Consider the following 17,931-nt stretch of genomic DNA (forward strand, 5'->3'; position numbering starts at 1 on the left):
GGTACATACATAAAAAACATTCCGTTCTTACCAAAGAGCAAACAGCAATCATAAACCAATGACCACAACCTTACAACGCACCCAGAGCGAAAATACCTGGGATCGCTTCTGTAGCTGGATCACCTCCACCGAGAACCGCATCTACGTCGGTTGGTTCGGAGTACTGATGGTTCCTACATTACTATCTGCTACCATCTGCTTCATCATCGCTTTCATCGCTGCACCTCCTGTAGACATCGATGGCATCCGCGAACCAGTCGCTGGTTCCTTAATGTTCGGTAACAACATCATCTCCGGTGCTGTTATTCCTTCATCTAATGCAATTGGTCTTCACTTCTACCCCATCTGGGAAGCAGCTTCCTTAGATGAGTGGTTATACAACGGTGGTCCTTACCAACTAGTAGTATTCCACTTCCTGATTGGCATCTTCTGCTACATGGGACGTGAATGGGAACTATCCTACCGCCTCGGAATGCGTCCTTGGATCTGCGTAGCTTACTCAGCACCAGTAGCAGCAGCAACCGCAGTATTCCTCATCTACCCAATCGGACAAGGTTCATTCTCTGACGGTATGCCTTTAGGTATCTCCGGAACGTTCAACTTCATGATCGTCTTCCAAGCAGAGCACAACATCTTAATGCACCCGTTCCACATGTTGGGAGTAGCTGGTGTATTTGGTGGTTCATTGTTCTCCGCTATGCACGGTTCATTGGTAACTTCCTCTTTGGTTCGTGAAACAACTGAAGTTGAGTCCTTGAACTATGGTTACAAATTCGGTCAAGAAGAAGAAACTTACAACATCGTTGCAGCTCACGGCTACTTCGGTCGTTTAATCTTCCAATACGCTTCTTTCAACAACAGCCGTTCCTTACACTTCCTGCTCGGTGCATGGCCTGTAATCGGCATCTGGTTCACATCCTTGGGTGTATCCACAATGGCGTTCAACCTCAACGGTTTCAACTTCAACCAATCAGTTGTAGATGCTCAAGGTCATGGTATCAATACCTGGGCTGACATCATCAACCGTGCAAACCTCGGGATGGAAGTAATGCACGAAAGAAATGCACATAACTTCCCACTTGACTTAGCTGCTGGTGAATCTACTCCTGTTGCTTTGACTGCTCCTGCTATCAACGGTTAATATCCGCTTGATCTAGGAACTAATCAACCCTCTCACAATGTGAGGGGGTTTTTGCATTTGATATGGGCGCGGAAACTGTACTTCAATGGCGGTAAACCAGACACAGCAGCCTAAGTCAATCGAGGATAATAGACCTATAAACCTCTTCACAATCGATACATGTTACCTCTTCTCCAAGGTCAGGGATTACCACCATTTCCAGATATTACGCCCGAACAAGTCGTTCCAGCGATTACCGAACTGCTGGCCGAGGCGAACGCAGCATTAACCGAGCTTGAAGCTAATATTATCCCCACTTGGGCGGGATTGGTCGAACCGCTCGATCGAATCATCGAAAAAATCTCCTGGAGTTGGAGTATTGTCGGACATTTAATGGGTGTCCAAAATAGTCCCGAACTCCGCGCTGCACATGAAGAGATGCAGCCCCAAACAGTAGAGTTTTGGATGCGGTTGGGGCAAAGTACCGCGCTTTATCAGGGCTATAAAGCGATTCAAGCTAGTCCCGAATTTGCGAACTTCGAGGTTGCTCAAAAACGGATTATCGTTGCCGCTATTCGCGATATGGAGCTATCTGGAGTCGGTTTAACAGGCGAGCCAAAACAGCGATTTAATGAAATTCAATTAGCACTCGCCGAAATCGCCAATAAGTTCTCGAATAATGTCCTTGATGCAACTAAAGCATATAGTCTCACCCTGACTACACCAGAAGAAATTACCGGACTACCAGCTAGTTTACTCGGACAAGCCGCCCAATCCGCCAGAGCCGCCGGACAGGAAGCCGCCACCCCGACAGATGGCCCTTGGATCATTACCCTCGATGCTCCCAGCTTTATGCCATTTATGCAACACAGTCAACGGCGAGATTTGCGCGAACAAATCTATAAAGCCTATGTCAGTCGCGCCGCATCCGGTGAATATGATAACTTAGGGAATATCGATCGCATCCTCGAATTACGCCGAGAGATGTCCAATATCCTCGGCTTCGCCAACTTTGCCGAACTCAGCCTCGCCAGTAAAATGGCACCCAACGTCGCCGCCGTCGAAAGTCTGCTCGAATCCCTTCGCAGTGCTAGCTTTGAAGCAGCCAAACAGGATCTCGAAAATCTCCGCGCCTTTGCCATCTCTCAAGGAGCACCCGAAGCCAACGATCTCAAACACTGGGATCTAGCATACTGGTCAGAACGTCTGCGGGAAGCTAAGTTTGATTTCAACGCTGAAGAATTGCGCCCTTATTTCCCATTAGAACAAGTACTTTCCGGCTTATTTAACCTCGCCCATAAACTCTTTGGCATCACCATCACCGCCGCCGACGGACAAGCACCCGTCTGGAACCCCGATGTCCGCTACTTCCAAGTCGCCAACGAGCAACAGCAACCCATCGCCTACTTCTACCTCGACGCATACAGTCGCCCCGCCGAAAAACGGGGTGGCGCATGGATGGCAGATTGCGTCAGTCGCGCCAAAATGACCGACGAAGCTGGCTCCAAAGTCCGTTTACCCGTCGCATACCTAACTTGCAATCAAACGCCCCCAGTAGACGATAAACCCAGCCTGATGACCTTCGGCGAAGTCGAAACCCTATTCCACGAATTCGGACACGGTTTACAGCACATGCTCACCACCGTCGATTTTGTCGGCGCGTCGGGAATTAGCAACGTCGAATGGGATGCCGTCGAATTACCCAGCCAATTTATGGAAAACTGGTGTTACGACAGACCAACCCTGCTCAGTCTCGGCAAACACTACGAAACTGGCGAACCTCTCCCCGAACACTACTACCAAAAAATCATCGCCGCACGCACATTCATGAGCGGAACTGGAATGCTCCGTCAAATCCACTTTAGCTGGCTAGATCTCGAACTCCACGGACGTTATATCCCTGGCGGCGCAGAAACCGTGCCCGATGTCCGCAATCGTCTCGCCAAAATCAGTATGGTAATTCCGCCATTACCCGAAGATAACTTTCTCTGCTCCTTCGGACATATTTTTGCGGGTGGTTATGCGGCTGGTTACTATAGCTACAAATGGGCGGAAGTCTTGAGTGCAGATGCCTTCGCCGCGTTTGAAGATGCTGGCTTGGATGATGCAGACGCGATCGGCACCACCGGACGACGGTTCCGCGATACAGTATTATCGCTGGGCGGTAGTCAGCATCCGATGGAAGTATTTACCGCTTTCCGTGGACGCGAACCAGATCCAGCGGCGTTGCTGCGTCACAATGGGTTAGTTGCGGCGAAGTAGGATCGGAGATATTCGCAGATTATGGGTAGGGGAAATTCATGAATTCCCCCTACCCATAATCCGTACAGCAAAAAATATTGTCATTTTTTATACGCTGAGTTACTATTGAAGTCTAAGTAAATTTCAGTACTAAATCATGACGCAGAATAATCGCGAGAATGCAACTAATGACAAATCTCAAGCCGCAGGTTTAGTCGCCGGTGGAGCCGCTGCTGGCGGTGGCGTAGCAGCAGGTGTTGGTGGAATGGGATTAGCTGGTGGCTTTGGTGGAGTAGCTATTGGGGCGGCTCCAGTTGTAGCTGCTGGTGCAGTTGTTGGTGCGGCTGCTTATGGTGCGAAAAAAGCGATTGAAGAAGGCGATGGTAATGCCCTAGGAGCAATGGCTGGCGGAGCTGCGGCTGGTGCAGGAGTTGCTGCTGCTGTTGGTGGAATGGGATTGGCAGTTGGTGGTGGTGCTATCGCTATTGGAATGGCTCCAATTGCAGCGGCTGGTGCGGTAGTAGGATTAGCAGGTTATGGTTTAAGCAAATTGTTCGGGAGTAATTCAAAAAGAAAATCTAGAAATCGGAGATACCGATAGTTAATGTTCTGCCTGCCTGAATCATTTTAAAAAAAGGGGATTCGAGTGCAAAAATTTTAAGTTTTCAATGACATTTTCATGCCTACAGATAAACCAAACCCACTACAAAAGTTCGTGCGAGGGTGGCTACGAGATCGCATTAATGAGGCCAACAATCGCTCTTCTGTACCATCAAGAGCTAAAAAGATACCCTCTGAAAAATCGCCGATTCAGAAGAGGACTCGATCTATTCCCCTTTCTATTCGGCTTGATGTATTGACAAGGGATGGTTATAAATGTGTATATTGTGGTCGCGGTTCTCAACAAATCGATTTAGAAATCGACCACATTATTCCCTACTCAAAAGGTGGTAGTAATCAAATAGATAATTTACAAACTCTATGTTTTGATTGTAATCGAGGTAAGGGGGCAAGAATAATAGAATAATCGATCAATGTAAAAATAAAATATAGATTGTAGGTTGGCTTGAGGATTCCGAAACAAGGGCGGACACACCAACAGCCTAGAAATGTTGGGTTTCATTCTTCAACCCAACCTACGGTAAAAGATTTGGATCGATAACTGTCGATCGATCGAGACATCAATCATAGAGTATCGTAAAATAGAGACTGAATAACTCGTAAAATATGGCACGTTGATATCATGCCTACATCGATAGCGTAGCATTCAGTAGTGAGATATTGTTTTAGCTAGGGGGTCTATTGTAAGTTTAGCACCTCATCTTTTTCGATCGATTTAGTTCCGAAGGCATAATCTGAATTATCATGGAAGTGGAGATATGAGTAGATGTCTAGAAGAGATAAATTTCATGATGCGGTCAGACACGCTTTGGAAAAAGAGGGGTGGACGATATCTCACGATCCCTTACCATTAAAAATAGGTAATCTAAAACTAGAAGTTGATTTAGGTGCAGAGAAATTAATCGGTGCTCAAAAAGACAACCAAAAAATAGCCGTAGAGGTGAAAAGCTTTCTCAAAACCTCGAAAATTACGGAGTTCTACCATGCTTTTGGACAGTTTTTTCCATACAAAGTTGCGCTGCAACAGTTGGAACCAGATCGCATTCTTTATCTAGCTGTTCCAGATTATATCTATGAAGCTTTATTTAACGAAATTTTGATTAAAAGCTTGCTGGAGCAATACCCAATTAAGTTAATTGTCTACATGGCAGATAGAGAGGAAATTCAAACATGGATAAACTAGCACACTATCGAGAAAGTATTAAAACATTTCTGAGAAAATATGCTGAATCGATGACAGGTAATTCGGAAATTGAAGTTGAGCTAATTTTTGACACTGAAAATGACCACTATCTTCTGTTAGATATCGGCTGGCAAAAATCACATCGAGTTCATGACTGCATTTTTCACTTTGATATTAAGGATGATAAGGTCTGGCTTCAAGAAAATAATACCGATCTTGAGGTTGATGAAGATTTCGCAGAAATGGGAATTTCTAGCGATGAAATTGTAGTTGGATTTCATCACCCTTCGATGCGTAAATATTCAAATTATGCATTTTCTTGATTGAAACTGTCGATCTCCAAATTTCCCTAGAAATCGATCGGCACCACCGGACGACGGTTCCGCGATACAGTATTATCGCTGGGCGGTAGTCAGCATCCGATGGAGGTGTTTACCGCTTTCCGTGGACGTGAGCCAGATCCATCGGCGTTGCTGCGTCACAATGGGTTGGTGGCTGCGAAGTAGGATCAAAAATAGTCTCAGATTCGAGGTAAGGGCAATTCATGAATTGCCCTTACCAATAATTCTAAAATTTTGTAATCTATGATTTCTATGAATAACCAATTTTATAAATCTAGCGATATTTAATGGGTAAGATGAGATTTATTTTCCCTAGCAATTACTTTAATCCTAAGCAAGTAGACGAAGGCTATTCTGAAGAATTAGACTGTCTACGGGATATCGGGTTGGAGACATCAGTTATTTCGTTAGAATCTCTCACTTCAGGAACATCAAAAATTTTACCTATACCAGTAGCAGGAACGAAATTAGTCTACAGGGGGTGGATGCTGACACCTGATGATTATTCACTTTTAGTAGATAATGCTAAATCTGTTGGTTCCGAAATGTGGATTTCTGTCGATGAATATCGATCGAACCATTATCTACCAAATTGGTATTCTTTGATTAGCGATCTCACGCCAGAAACCCACTTCTTTGCAATTGATGACGATTTAGAAAGCAGTTTAAATGGATTGGGGTGGGATAAATTTTTCATTAAGGATTATGTTAAATCTCTGAAAACATCTATCGGCTCAATAATCGACCGCTCTTCAGATATCATCACTGTTATCGCGGAAATGCAAAAATTTCGAGGGACAATTGAAGGAGGTATTTGTGTTAGGCAAGTTGAAGATTTCATTCCCGAAACAGAACGACGTTATTTTGTAATTAATGGTCGATGTTTTGCTTCATCTATAGATGAAGAAATTCCGTCAATAGTTCATGAGTGCGCTCAACGAATCAATCGTAAATTCTTTGCAGTGGATGTAATCGATCGAAAAGATGGTTGTCAAAGAATTGTCGAAATTGGTGATGGACAAGTATCTGGATTGGTAGGATGGACTGCGGCATATTTTGCTATGCTGTGGAGTGATTGAAAAATTTGTAGATTAGTAGGTTGGCTTGAGCATTGCGAAACCCAACCTACAAAATACCTAAGAAATGTTGGGTTTCATTCTTCAACCCAACCTACCGTAAAAGATGTGGATCGATCGACCATTTACAGAAATATACTAATCGATGTTGCGTGAGTTTTAAATTCTTCGGGTGATAAAGTAACTTTAAGACTTGTGACTAGATCTGCAATCGATGGAGAATTCCATAAAGTACTCTAATTGCTCCGATCTGATGTGTCCAAGCGGCAATAATATTGGTGTCAGTATCGCCGCTCGTTTCGGCGTTTGGCTTTGGAGTTAAATTCCTAAGCAGCCAAAGAGTCATCTTCAAAATCCTTTCTAAAGGATACTTTTACCTGCTCTGTAGAAACTATCGTCCAACCTGCTTGGAGTAGTCTTTGGCTAGTCGCCCAGCCTCTAGAGCCGCCTGGAACCGGATAATCGGGAACGCACAGATTCGGAAAAGCCGTATGGGGTTTCCAGGGATGAAAAGGATCTAGTCTAAGATGTAGGCTTAATTTTCCCTTAGACGCAAACGTGGGAATCCAGCATAGTTGTCCAGCCATTTTAATATCCTCCTGAATCGGGTCTCTTTGACTTCGTGAATTTTCAAACCATTGTGTGGGTAGAGCTACTTAAAAAATCTTACACCGATCTTCCCAAACATAAGATTTGTAAACAGTATCGATAACTACCAGACGAAGTATGCATCTAACTTTTTTTGACAAAATGCAAAATTGATATCGATCCTAATGGTGATCGAAGATAAAATCCACAACCTCAGCTAAATTCGAGACAATTCGATCCGGTTGATATTGCGTTAATCGCTCGAGATCGCGAATTCCAGACAGTACGCCAATAACTTCAATCCCATGAGTCTGAGCGGCGATAATATCGGTTTCGGTATCGCCAATCATCCAGGTATTTGGCTCTGGTTTCAATTCTGTCAAGGCTTGCGCCATTAGTTGAGTTTTATCTTTGATATCGCCTCGTTTACGATAATCATCCGCCAGACAGTAACGACAATCGGGCGGGAAAAAACGGGCGAAATCAGATTGGTTAAAGGCTGCATTTAGTTCGCTGGTACGCCGTAATGTCATGACGATTAACTCGACTCCAGATGCTTGGATTTGTTCGAGTGCATCGATTGCGCCTGGTACGACTCGATCGAGTGATAAATATTGTAATTGATGGGCTGTGCGATTGCGCAGGTTTTTAAATACTTCTGACTGAGCCGCTGTCAATCCCGACTCGATCCCTACCTGTTGTTCGGAAATTTTTGCTCGTTTATACGTCCAAAATTCATCTTTTGTCAGGACTCTAATCGATTGATTGGGCTGCTTGACTTTTTCTAAACAGAGCTGATACACATGATAGTATCGATCGGATAAATCCATTATCGGTCCATCAAAATCGGTAATAATTCGCATCGGGTTCGATAAGTCAATACTATAGGTGTGTGAAACAATTCCCGCTAACAATCGTCACAAATCAAGATCCACTAAACAGATCGAAAATATTAGATTATGTCGATCTTTACCACCAGGAGCATTACTCATGCAATTTAAGTCAATCTGTGGCTCTGTTTTTACTATTTTAGCGACAATCGGGATCTTCCAATCACCCGCCTCAGCACAGCTAATTCCCGAACCGTGGGTGACAGTAGGTACTAAAGATAGTAATCTCAGCTATGGTGTCGGAGTAAAAATCTTCGATCTTGGTGTCGAAGTTGCAACTGTATCTGGAGGTGTAACTGGATTTGACGCGCTCAAGTTCTTTGGTTTTCCCTTGGTTTCTCCCTACGCTGGATTGGGACTTTATGGCGATAAAGGTGTTGCTTACTCTGGGGGTGTTCAATTTACCCCACCTGGAAATACTTTTTTTGGGGCTGGCTATCATTCCATTCGGGGAATTAATGGTCAAGTCGGTTTCAAGTTTTAGGTAATAATGGGGTGTAAATCGGGTAATTTTTTCTAAACCCTATCGCCTAATATGCTCTTAAAACCCGAACAACGTCAAAAAATAGATGGTGGTAACGATCGAGAATTTTACAATACCCCTCGATTTGTTACCCATGTGGATGCCGGATTTATCGATCGATTAACCAATCTATATCGTGAAAGACTTACACCTAATACGCAAATCTTTGACATGATGAGTAGTTGGGTATCTCATCTCCCTGATGATATGGTATTTACCGAGATTCAAGGGCATGGTTTAAATGAAGAAGAACTAGCCAAAAATCCTCGATTCAATAGTTACTTCGTCCAGAATCTCAATCAAGATCTCCAATTACCATTAGCAGATGAGAGTTTTGATGCTGTCTTAAATACTGTCTCTGTCCAATATCTCCAATATCCCGAAGCTATTTTTGCAGAGATTTATCGGATTCTCAAACCAGATGGAACTGCGATCTTTAGCTTCTCCAATCGGATGTTTTATAATAAGGCGATCGAGGCTTGGCGGGATGGCAGTGAATCAGATCGAGTGGAGTTAGTCAAGGGGTATTTTCAATCTGTCAAGGGATTTAGTCCGCCTGAAGCGATCGTTTATGTCAGTCAAGTTCCAGATTTTTTGCGGTTAATTGGAATGCCTGGTGGCGATCCTTTTTATGCGGTAATTGCTCGAAAAATTGGGTGATAAGTTAGGATCGAAATGAACATGATAGACATTGCCCCTACCCTTAATTTCGATTCAGATCCCCGACTTCTCCAAGAAGCGGCTCGCGCTCCTCGGGTTTCCCGAGGGTTTAGCGAGACAAGACAGTCGGGGATCTAGCCTTTAATTTCGAGAGCTAAAACATGAGTATTCCCACCTCAAACCAGCCCATGAGAATTGGCGTAGCTCCAGACCGTATTCTCCAACAGCATCGTCACCGTCATCGCCCCAACCCCACCAGGTACGGGCGTAATCCAACTTGCCACATTTTTGACTGATTCAAAGTCCACATCGCCAACCAGCCGAGATTTACCAGTCGTCGGATCGACAATCCGATTGATCCCCACGTCGATAACTACCGCTCCAGGTTTGACCATTTCCGCCGTAATCATCTGCGTTCTACCGACCGCCGCCACCAAAATATCGGCTTCCCGACAGACAGCCGCCAGATCGGGAGTGCGCGAATGGGCGATTGTGACAGTAGCATCTGCTGCCAATAGCATCAATGCCAGCGGCTTACCGACTAAAATACTTCGACCGACAACTACAGCATGTTTGCCTCGGACATCTAACTGATATTCCGCCAGCAGCCGCATAACGCCCCCTGGAGTGCAACTTTGCAGTCCAGGCTCTCCTCTGACCAAACGTCCCAAATTGAGGGCATGGAGACCATCTACGTCTTTGTGAGGAGCAATTTCGTGTAAGAGAGCGACCGAATCAAAACCATCGGGTAAGGGTAATTGGACTAGAATACCATCTACGCGATCGTCAGCATTTAATTCATGAATTACCGCTGTCAGTTTTTCCTGGCTCACATCAGCGGGAAAATGTTGCCCAAAAGACCTCACACCAACTTTAGCGCAAGCTTTTTCTTTACCACCAACATAAGCAGCACTAGCCGGATTATCGCCAACCATCAGTACTGCTAATCCAGGTGGACGGCCGATTTTTGGCTGTAACTGGCCGATCTGCTGTTGCAGAGCATCCTGCATCTTTTGTGCCAAAGCTTTACCATCGAGAATTTGACCAGTGTGGTTGCTCATAATTATTTTAGACATTTAGCTGATAATATCGGTCGATAGTCGCCATAGTCACTCTTGTAGCGATCGACTCGGCTACTTGCTGCAAAGGATAATTGATATATTTGAAGTAGACTGACAAGGATCAAGGTAGAGAATCTGCCCCCTTAATAAATATATGCGTCAAATTGCTGTTTAGCTTTTCTAGATTTGTGATTTACGCTAGGTAATAACAGACGCTCTGCTTTGGAAGGTAGCAAAAATATTCTACCGTTGCTTTCAATATTACAACTAGTTAAGTTTGACCTGCTGTCACCATCACTCTGTTCAATGGACAAAGCTTGACGGACGCAGGCAAAAGTCAGTCAAATTGTGCGCTATTGCCGCAAGGCTAAATGTTTACAAGACGATTGCTAATGATTAATATTCTTGTCTTTAAAAATATACTTGTTGAGATCGAATGAAAATTACACTGATTAGTTCTTCCCTTGAGGTTGGTGGTGCAGAACGAGTCATGTCAATTATCGCCAATTATTGGGCAGCGAGAGGTTGGCAGATTACGATCCTCACTTTCGATGATGGTTCGGAACCACCATTCTACAATCTAGATAAACGCATTCATTATCGTCCTTTGGCGATCGAAAGTCGATCCGAACATCCACTGTTATCTGTGGGGCATAACCTCCATCGGGTTCGACTGCTCAAAAAAGCAATTGTCGCCAGTCGTCCACATGTAGTGATTAGTTTTGGTAATAAGACTAATATTATGACACTTCTTGCTTGTCAGGGACTCAAAGTAGCCACGATCGTCAACGAACACGTCCATCCCAAGTTTGGCGGACTCAGTAAAACTTGCCGATTGCTGCAAAAAGCAACTTATCATCAGGCTAGTCTGATTACAGTCCAAACCCATAATGCCTTGTCTTTTTTCCCTTCCTCAAAAGGCTACAACACTTTTGTGATGCCCAGCCCAGTCGCAATTCCGGAACCAGACACTGTCGACTCTCAATTATATACCGACGATCGATATTTGCTGGCGATCGGCGAGTTAATCCCCCAAAAAGGTTTCGATCTCTTGATTCAAGCCTTTGCCAAAGTTTGCGATCCTCATCCCAACTGGACTTTGACGATTTTAGGCGAAGGCGAGATGCGATCGGAATTGGAAGATTTATGCCGCCAATTAGGGTTAGAAGATCGGGTGTTTATGCCAGGAATTGTCAAAAATATCGATCTGCACTTGCGCAAAGCTGATATCTTTGCCCTCACATCGCGGTTTGAAGGTTTTCCCGTAACTTTGTGTGAGGCGATGGCTTGTGGTGTCCCAGTCATTGCTACCGATTGTTTAAGTGGACCGCGCGAGATCATCCATAATGGAATCGATGGTCTATTGGTAGTGTCGGAAAATGTTGATGCGATCTCCTCTGGATTAGATCTGTTAATGTCCGATCCTGTCAAACGCCAATACTTCTCTCATTACGCACCTAAAGTCCTCGATAGGTTTGGGATCGAGCCAGTGATGGCAATCTGGAATAATGCAATTAAACAGGTGATGGATCGACGTTGAGACAGCACTTTTCATTAATATGCAACGTTATTAGAGAGGAAAGGGGGGAGCGGGAAGCGGGGAAAGATTGTATTTCACTAGAGGAAAGTGCTTTAATTGAAAGTTGATACTCGATCGAGTTTGGAAAATATTCGATCTAACCACCTAAAACCTAAAACCTAACTCAATTGCAGTATTTCTCGACGCAACGGACGAACATTTCTACCCCTATAGAGAGCGCAGTTTCATCGAAGTCAAATCGAGGATGATGATGGGGATATGCGAGCGATCGATCGGGATTGGCAGAGCCGAGAAAGAAGTAGCAGCCAGGTACTTTTTGCAGGAAGAAAGACATATCTTCGCCGCCCATCGTTTGGCATTCAGGCACCACTCCTAATGGTGTTTCGACTAAATCGGTAGCAACCGATCGCACCAAATCAGTTATCTTCTCGTCGTTGATTAGGGGTGGATAAAACTTGAGATAATCTAACTTATAAGTTGCCCCATGCGCAGCACAAATTCCCGCCACGATCGATTCAATGCGTTGGTGAAAAAAGTCTGCTAAATTGGGACTAAAATATCTCACCGTCCCCGCTAAACTGGCCGTATCTGCAATGATATTGCGGGCAGTCCCAGCATGAAATTCACCTACTGTTACCACCGCCGAATCGATCGGATTGACATTTCGCGACACGATCGTTTGTAATGCATTGACAATTTGACTGGCGACGACGATCGAATCTACTGTCTGGTGTGGCATCGCTCCATGTCCGCCCTTACCTTGAATCGTCAGACTAAATCGCTCCACCGCTGCCATCAATGCGCCACTCCGCACGCCGATGGTGCCCAGCGGTAAGTTATTCCACAAATGCAGCCCGATGATGGCATTAACATCGGGGTTGGTGAGGACTCCCGCCTCAATCATCGGTTTGGCACCTCCAGGCCCTTCTTCAGCAGGTTGGAAGATGATTTTGACCGTTCCCGCAAAGTCGTTTTGATGTTGGGAAAGATAGTAAGCTGTCATCAGGGCGATCGCTGTGTGCCCGTCATGTCCACAAGCGTGCATCACCCCATCATGTTGAGACTTGTAGGGGACATCATTAGCTTCCTGAATTGGTAAGGCATCCATATCCGCCCGAATTGCCAGCGTCTTGAGTCTAAAACTGGTTTTCCGCCCCTGAATCATTGCCACAATGCCAGTTTTGGCAATTCCGGTGTGGTGAGGAATCCGCCATTCAGTGAGTTTACGGGCGATCGCGGCGGCGGTAAGCTGTTCCTTAAACCCCAGTTCGGGCTGTTGGTGAAGCTGTCGTCTGAAGGCAACTAGCTGCGGCTGTAAGGCTTGAATCCCAGGACGAATCTTATCGGGGTTAATTGGTTGGGTAGGCGCGTTAGTGGCAAACATTTGATTGTGGGGATGAATGAGCCAATTGTCGATCTCTAATCCGATCGAGTCAATTTTAACAAACATCAGGGGGATTCGGGTGTGGGGAAGGGGTAAAGGGTAAATGGTGGGAGGATGGGGAGGAAAGAGCTAGGACGCTTGCGTCCTACTCCCCACACCCCCACACTCCCACACCCCGACAGCCTCAACCAAAAAATTCATAGAAAATCGACTGGTCACATCTGACAGTTTGTTTTAAGATGGTACTAGTAGGCGAAGTCAATCATAAACTTCGATCGAGTCTCCCCAGTCAGCGATAACGCCAAGCATAGGGTTGAGTCATATTGACTTGCTGTTAGTAACATTCACTCATTGATGAAAGCAAGTCATAAATATATAAAAAATGAATGCCCCTGAGTGTAGAACAGATTAAAGTTCGCAGTCTAGTTTACCCAATCACCACAAGATAGGATCTCATGTATTTATATAGTTGGCATCGATTTAGAATCTAGCAATTAATTATGCCCAGTTGAGGGCAACCGATTCTCTTTCGAGCCGCTATATCACAGAGGCTTGCGCCCTTTCCCCTTTGACATTACTAACGTACGCCTGACTCTCCTTCAGCGACGCTATGCGAATAGTTTGCTAGCAATCGTCAGATCTGAGATCGATAGTATCAAAGTAACCAAAAGATAAATTGCAACCCGCAAACAGTCTCGATCGGCTTGGCTGGATTGTAGAATCGCTTCAACAAGTATGCACTATCACTATACTCACATCTCCAACCATGCAAAATCCAACATCAGATCGAGATATCCAGAGCCTTGAAAGTATCATGGATTCTAACGTCCTTGGCGATACGAATATCAACTACTCAAAAATCTTGATTACCCCCAAAGAACTCAAGGAAAAATTACCCCTATCGCCAGAATTAGAACAACGAATTGTTGATTATCGTCAACAGATTCAGAAAATCTTAGACTTCCAGGATAACCGTAAATTCATCGTCGTTGGTCCATGCTCAATCCATGATGTTGATGCAGCCTTAGAATACGCCCACAAATTAAAAGCTTTAGCCGATCGAGTCAAAGATAAATTCCTGCTGATCATGCGAGTTTACTTCGAGAAACCTCGTACCACTGTGGGCTGGAAAGGATTGATTAACGATCCAGATATGGACGAATCTTTCGATGTCGAAAAAGGCTTGTATACTGGTAGGAATTTACTGCTAAAAATCACTGAAATCGGCTTACCAACAGCGACAGAAGCACTCGATCCGATCGTCCCCCAATACCTCGACGAACTAATTTCTTGGGCGGCAATTGGTGCCCGCACTACCGAATCCCAAACTCACCGCGAAATGGCGAGTGGGCTATCGATGCCTGTCGGTTTCAAGAATGGTACCGATGGCAGTGTTAAGGTAGCCTTAAATGCTCTCCAATCAGCCAAACAACCACACAATTTCCTGGGTATCAATAAGCAGGGACAAGTCAGTGTTTTTCAAACCAGAGGTAATGCTTACGGACACATTATCTTGCGTGGTGGCGATGGGAAACCCAATTACGATCCAGTCAGCGTTCAAGCAGCAGAAACCGAACTGAAAAAAGCCGACTTACCACCACGAATTGTTGTCGATTGCAGTCACGGTAATTCTAATAAAGATTATCGCCTCCAGCCGATCGTCTTTGAAAGTACGATCCAACAGATTGTTAATGGTAATACCTCAATGGTTGGGATGATGTTAGAATCCAATCTTTATGAAGGTGGACAATCGATTCCCACAGATCTCAGTCAACTCAAATATGGCGTTTCGGTAACAGATAAATGTATTAACTGGGAAGACACCGAACGGATTATTCTCGCCGCGTTCGATCGATTGTAGTAACATCACAATCAACCCATATGAGTGGTGTTTCACCTGCACTGATCGTAGTCGGTAGAGGGTAGGGATAGAGGAATGTCAGAAAATGCTGACATTCCTCTATCCCTACCCTCTACCCAAATTATGCCAAGCTATTAGTGCTAACTGATGAACTTCTTTCCAAGCGATCTGATGTTCCTGGGCGATCGCCGCACAGTCATCATATTCGGGTTGAATATTGATAATTCGACCGTCATTAACTAAATTATTGCGCGCAACTTTGATCCGTACCGATCCATATTTAGTAACTACAGATTCTATCTCTCTAGGTAAGATCGATCGAGTCTGCCGATCTCGACGAATGCCTAATGTACTCGTTTCTGTAAAGACAATTTGTTCGCATTCAATCGATCGATCTTGCTGACAAATCACTGTGAGTAAAATACCCGATCGAGATTTTTTCATCCCAATCGGTTGGGTAAATACATCGACAGCACCAGCTTTAAATAATAGATCGAAAATGTACCCGATCGCTTGCGGATTGAGATCGTCAATTTGGGTAGTCAAAACTTCGATCGTCTCTAGACAGTCCTGACGAACTGAGGATGCCAAAGCTTTAGTCTCAGTACCCAACCACAGACGTAAAATATTCGGAATGGGTAACTCGATGGTTCCTGCACCCAAACCGATCTGCTGGAGTTGCATCGCTGGTGGTATGCCAAATTCAGTCGCTAGAGTCACCGCGATCGCCGCACCAGTTGGCGTGACTAATTCTCGATCGATCCCATTGCTATATACTGGCACCTGACGAGACGAAAATAATTTCAGAACAGCAGGCACGGGTACGGGTAAAATTCCGTGTGCAGCGCGAACTATACCGCCGCCAGTAGGTAATGGCGAACAATAGATTTTGGCAATATCCAGATAATCTAAACCCAAACAAGTCCCGACAATATCGACGATCGCATCGACAGCCCCAACCTCGTGAAAATGCACCTCAGATGGGTCAATACCGTGGACGGCACCCTCCGCGATCGCTAATTGACGGAAAACATCCAAACTCCACCTTTTCGCTCTGTCTGGCAAATTCGCACCAGTTATCAGCTTCTCGATTGCGGGTAAATTCCGTTGAGGGGTATCGTAGTGATGATGGTGATGGTGGTCTGAATCTTTAGCTACGCTGCTAACTGGTGTGGGATGATGATGGTGAGTATGAGTATGTCCATGTTCACGATCTTGGGAATGTTGATGTGAATGTTCGAGATCGTGCGAATGCTCATCGTCATGAGAATGTCCGAGATTTGATGATTTAATCGCCGTCAAATCTACATGTACCTTAGTGGCAATTTGTCCATTGTGATGAATTTTTTCTGCCCAAAGCTGGTATTCATTTGCAATCCCCAATCGAGCAAGCTGAGTGGTTAAATATTCTACAGGTACGCCAGCATCTACCAATGCACCCAGACACATGTCCCCAGCGATTCCAGTTTGGCATTCTAAATAGGCGATTTTAATCATGTGGGAATTAGAAATTGGGTTACAGACTTAACGATTAATTGCGATTGGTGTCGATCGAACAGATATCGGCAGATAATTTAATTATGTAACTGTCCGACTAATAATTGCTAGGCAAAAATCCGAATAGTTATGTGAGATCGTTGGCGTAGCAGCTCGGAACGAGAATCGACAAATACTAGCGATTGACTGCTCCCACCCATCAGAATTTCACTTTCAACTTTCAACTAAAAACATGGCTACTATTTACGAAATTCATCCTCAGACACCACAGATCAGAAAGATCGATGAAATTGTTGCAGCATTGAAAGATGGTGCGGTGATGCTATATCCCACGGATACAGTTTACGCGATCGGGTGCGATCTCAAGTCAAAAACAGCAGTCGATCGAGTCCGTCAGATCAAGCGGATGTCCAATGATAAACCCTTGACTTTTTTATGTCAGTCTTTATCGAATATCTCCGAATATGCAGTAGTCTCCGATGCTGCTTATCGATTGATGAAACACCTGATTCCGGGTACTTACACATTTATATTACCAGCCACCAAACTCGTTCCCAAAATCGTTCAAGATCCCAAACGCAAAACCACTGGAATTAGAGTACCCAAACATTCACTCTGTCAAATCCTACTAGAGAACTTGGGAAATCCGATAATTTCAGCATCTGCACACGTTCGAGATGATGATGGTTATCAGCCAACACTAGGGATTGAAAAAGCGAGATTATTCGACCATCTGGATAAGTTAGTCGATATTATCATCGATAATGGCTCGGAATCTAGCATGGAAGGCTCGACAATCTTGGATATGACAAATGACCCTCCCGAAGTACTTCGGGAGGGTCTAGGCTATGCTGAAGTGGTATCCTGGCTTTGATTAGTGGCAAACGCGCAGTAGATAGAAAATTGTTGTTAAGGTTTCATCAGGTAACTGTGCCATAGATTTTAGAGCAGGTGTTGGAAAGTTAGCAACAATTACCACAGCTTTTAGCCACTAACCTGAACTTGTCCATCGACAACTCGAACCGAAAAAGTCTGTAATTTCACAGATGCATCGTCTAAACATTCGCCTGTCAACAGACTAAAATTTTGCTTGTAGATTGGGGATGCAACTTTGGGAATGCCATTCCGATCTCCGACAATGCCTCTAGATAAAACGTATGCTTTACTAAACGGATCGTAATTTCCGATCGCATATACATCCGTCCCTTCACCGACTCTAAAAACAGCGATCTGTTGACCGTTTACTAAGGCACAAACACCTGTATTTGGTAAAATTCGTTCTAAGGGACAGATTGTTGTCCACTGTTGAGTTGTTGGCTCAATCGATTCTGTTTGTGACATTAAT

Annotated in this window: 18 protein-coding genes and 1 pseudogene; 13 read left to right on the plus strand and 6 right to left on the minus strand. The window is 44.6% G+C overall.

The features are described from left to right. The first annotated feature begins 58 nt into the window (after positions 1 to 58). From psbA to RMO55_RS17745, 8 genes and pseudogenes are all read left to right on the plus strand, one after another. On the plus strand, positions 59 to 1,141 hold the full coding sequence (gene psbA / locus RMO55_RS17710) for a photosystem II q(b) protein (protein ID WP_310428715.1): 1,083 nt from the start codon (positions 59 to 61) through the stop codon (positions 1,139 to 1,141). 159 nt (positions 1,142 to 1,300) lie between these two features. Then, positions 1,301 to 3,382: a M3 family metallopeptidase gene (locus tag RMO55_RS17715; RefSeq protein ID WP_310428717.1), complete on the plus strand. Its 2,082-nt coding sequence runs from the start codon at positions 1,301 to 1,303 to the stop codon at positions 3,380 to 3,382. Between the two features lie 136 nt (positions 3,383 to 3,518). Beyond that, positions 3,519 to 3,962 carry a hypothetical protein gene (locus RMO55_RS17720; RefSeq protein ID WP_310428720.1) on the plus strand — a complete coding sequence of 148 codons (444 nt, stop codon included), beginning with the start codon at positions 3,519 to 3,521 and terminating at the stop codon, positions 3,960 to 3,962. Between the two features lie 78 nt (positions 3,963 to 4,040). Continuing rightward, positions 4,041 to 4,388 (plus strand): HNH endonuclease, encoded by a 348-nt coding sequence (locus tag RMO55_RS17725; RefSeq protein ID WP_310428722.1) that lies wholly within the window; start codon positions 4,041 to 4,043, stop codon positions 4,386 to 4,388. Between the two features lie 360 nt (positions 4,389 to 4,748). Beyond that, entirely contained in the window at positions 4,749 to 5,165 is a 417-nt protein-coding gene (locus tag RMO55_RS17730) for an element excision factor XisH family protein (RefSeq protein ID WP_310428724.1), read from the plus strand. After that, positions 5,153 to 5,488 carry a XisI protein gene (locus RMO55_RS17735; RefSeq protein WP_310428726.1) on the plus strand — a complete coding sequence of 112 codons (336 nt, stop codon included), beginning with the start codon at positions 5,153 to 5,155 and terminating at the stop codon, positions 5,486 to 5,488. The genes RMO55_RS17730 and RMO55_RS17735 overlap by 13 nt, the downstream gene beginning before the upstream one ends. A 33-nt stretch (positions 5,489 to 5,521) precedes the next feature. Continuing rightward, positions 5,522 to 5,671, plus strand: a pseudogene (locus RMO55_RS17740) (M3 family metallopeptidase); the annotation flags it as partial. A 131-nt stretch (positions 5,672 to 5,802) separates the two neighbouring features. Then, a complete protein-coding gene (locus RMO55_RS17745) occupies positions 5,803 to 6,585 on the plus strand; it encodes an ATP-grasp domain-containing protein (protein WP_310428728.1) in 783 nt (260 codons plus the stop codon). Between the two features lie 323 nt (positions 6,586 to 6,908). Here RMO55_RS17745 and RMO55_RS17750 read toward each other — a convergent pair whose 3' ends face one another. Continuing rightward, positions 6,909 to 7,169, minus strand: coding sequence for a hypothetical protein (locus RMO55_RS17750; RefSeq protein ID WP_310428730.1), 261 nt, complete (start codon positions 7,167 to 7,169; stop codon positions 6,909 to 6,911). 183 nt (positions 7,170 to 7,352) lie between these two features. Next, positions 7,353 to 8,033: an HAD family hydrolase gene (locus RMO55_RS17755; protein WP_310428732.1), complete on the minus strand. Its 681-nt coding sequence runs from the start codon at positions 8,031 to 8,033 to the stop codon at positions 7,353 to 7,355. Positions 8,034 to 8,160: 127 nt separating this feature from the next. On the opposite strand from RMO55_RS17755, the gene RMO55_RS17760 reads away from it, so the two are divergent. Both RMO55_RS17760 and RMO55_RS17765 read left to right on the plus strand, forming a co-directional pair. After that, positions 8,161 to 8,544: a hypothetical protein gene (locus RMO55_RS17760; protein ID WP_310428734.1), complete on the plus strand. Its 384-nt coding sequence runs from the start codon at positions 8,161 to 8,163 to the stop codon at positions 8,542 to 8,544. Between the two features lie 51 nt (positions 8,545 to 8,595). Next, complete coding sequence (locus RMO55_RS17765) at positions 8,596 to 9,243, plus strand: class I SAM-dependent methyltransferase (protein WP_310428736.1); 648 nt, start codon at positions 8,596 to 8,598, stop codon at positions 9,241 to 9,243. A gap of 176 nt (positions 9,244 to 9,419) precedes the next feature. Here the strand turns inward: RMO55_RS17765 and folD are convergent, their stop codons facing one another. Continuing rightward, the gene (gene folD / locus RMO55_RS17770) at positions 9,420 to 10,304 is read right to left on the minus strand and encodes a bifunctional methylenetetrahydrofolate dehydrogenase/methenyltetrahydrofolate cyclohydrolase FolD (RefSeq protein WP_310428738.1); all 885 of its coding nucleotides are present in this window, start codon (positions 10,302 to 10,304) and stop codon (positions 9,420 to 9,422) included. A 436-nt stretch (positions 10,305 to 10,740) separates the two neighbouring features. Here folD and RMO55_RS17775 point away from each other — a divergent pair, with 436 nt between their 5' ends. Beyond that, a complete protein-coding gene (locus RMO55_RS17775; protein WP_310428740.1) occupies positions 10,741 to 11,844 on the plus strand; it encodes a glycosyltransferase family 4 protein in 1,104 nt (367 codons plus the stop codon). Between the two features lie 163 nt (positions 11,845 to 12,007). Here the strand turns inward: RMO55_RS17775 and RMO55_RS17780 are convergent, their stop codons facing one another. Continuing rightward, the gene (locus RMO55_RS17780; RefSeq protein ID WP_310428757.1) at positions 12,008 to 13,228 is read right to left on the minus strand and encodes a M20 family metallopeptidase; all 1,221 of its coding nucleotides are present in this window, start codon (positions 13,226 to 13,228) and stop codon (positions 12,008 to 12,010) included. Between the two features lie 814 nt (positions 13,229 to 14,042). On the opposite strand from RMO55_RS17780, the gene RMO55_RS17785 reads away from it, so the two are divergent. After that, a complete protein-coding gene (locus RMO55_RS17785; RefSeq protein ID WP_396134385.1) occupies positions 14,043 to 15,089 on the plus strand; it encodes a 3-deoxy-7-phosphoheptulonate synthase in 1,047 nt (348 codons plus the stop codon). A gap of 105 nt (positions 15,090 to 15,194) precedes the next feature. Here RMO55_RS17785 and larC read toward each other — a convergent pair whose 3' ends face one another. Beyond that, positions 15,195 to 16,586: a nickel pincer cofactor biosynthesis protein LarC gene (gene larC / locus RMO55_RS17790; RefSeq protein WP_310428744.1), complete on the minus strand. Its 1,392-nt coding sequence runs from the start codon at positions 16,584 to 16,586 to the stop codon at positions 15,195 to 15,197. Between the two features lie 232 nt (positions 16,587 to 16,818). On the opposite strand from larC, the gene RMO55_RS17795 reads away from it, so the two are divergent. Further along, positions 16,819 to 17,460 carry an L-threonylcarbamoyladenylate synthase gene (locus RMO55_RS17795; RefSeq protein WP_310428746.1) on the plus strand — a complete coding sequence of 214 codons (642 nt, stop codon included), beginning with the start codon at positions 16,819 to 16,821 and terminating at the stop codon, positions 17,458 to 17,460. Positions 17,461 to 17,570: 110 nt separating this feature from the next. On the opposite strand, the gene nirD is transcribed toward RMO55_RS17795, so the two are convergent. Beyond that, positions 17,571 to 17,927 carry a nitrite reductase small subunit NirD gene (nirD, locus tag RMO55_RS17800; protein WP_310428748.1) on the minus strand — a complete coding sequence of 119 codons (357 nt, stop codon included), beginning with the start codon at positions 17,925 to 17,927 and terminating at the stop codon, positions 17,571 to 17,573. Between the last annotated feature and the right edge of the window lie 4 nt (positions 17,928 to 17,931).

The sequence above is a fragment of the Chamaesiphon sp. VAR_48_metabat_135_sub genome (assembly GCF_031418915.1).
Taxonomy (GTDB): Bacteria; Cyanobacteriota; Cyanobacteriia; order Cyanobacteriales; family Chamaesiphonaceae; genus Chamaesiphon.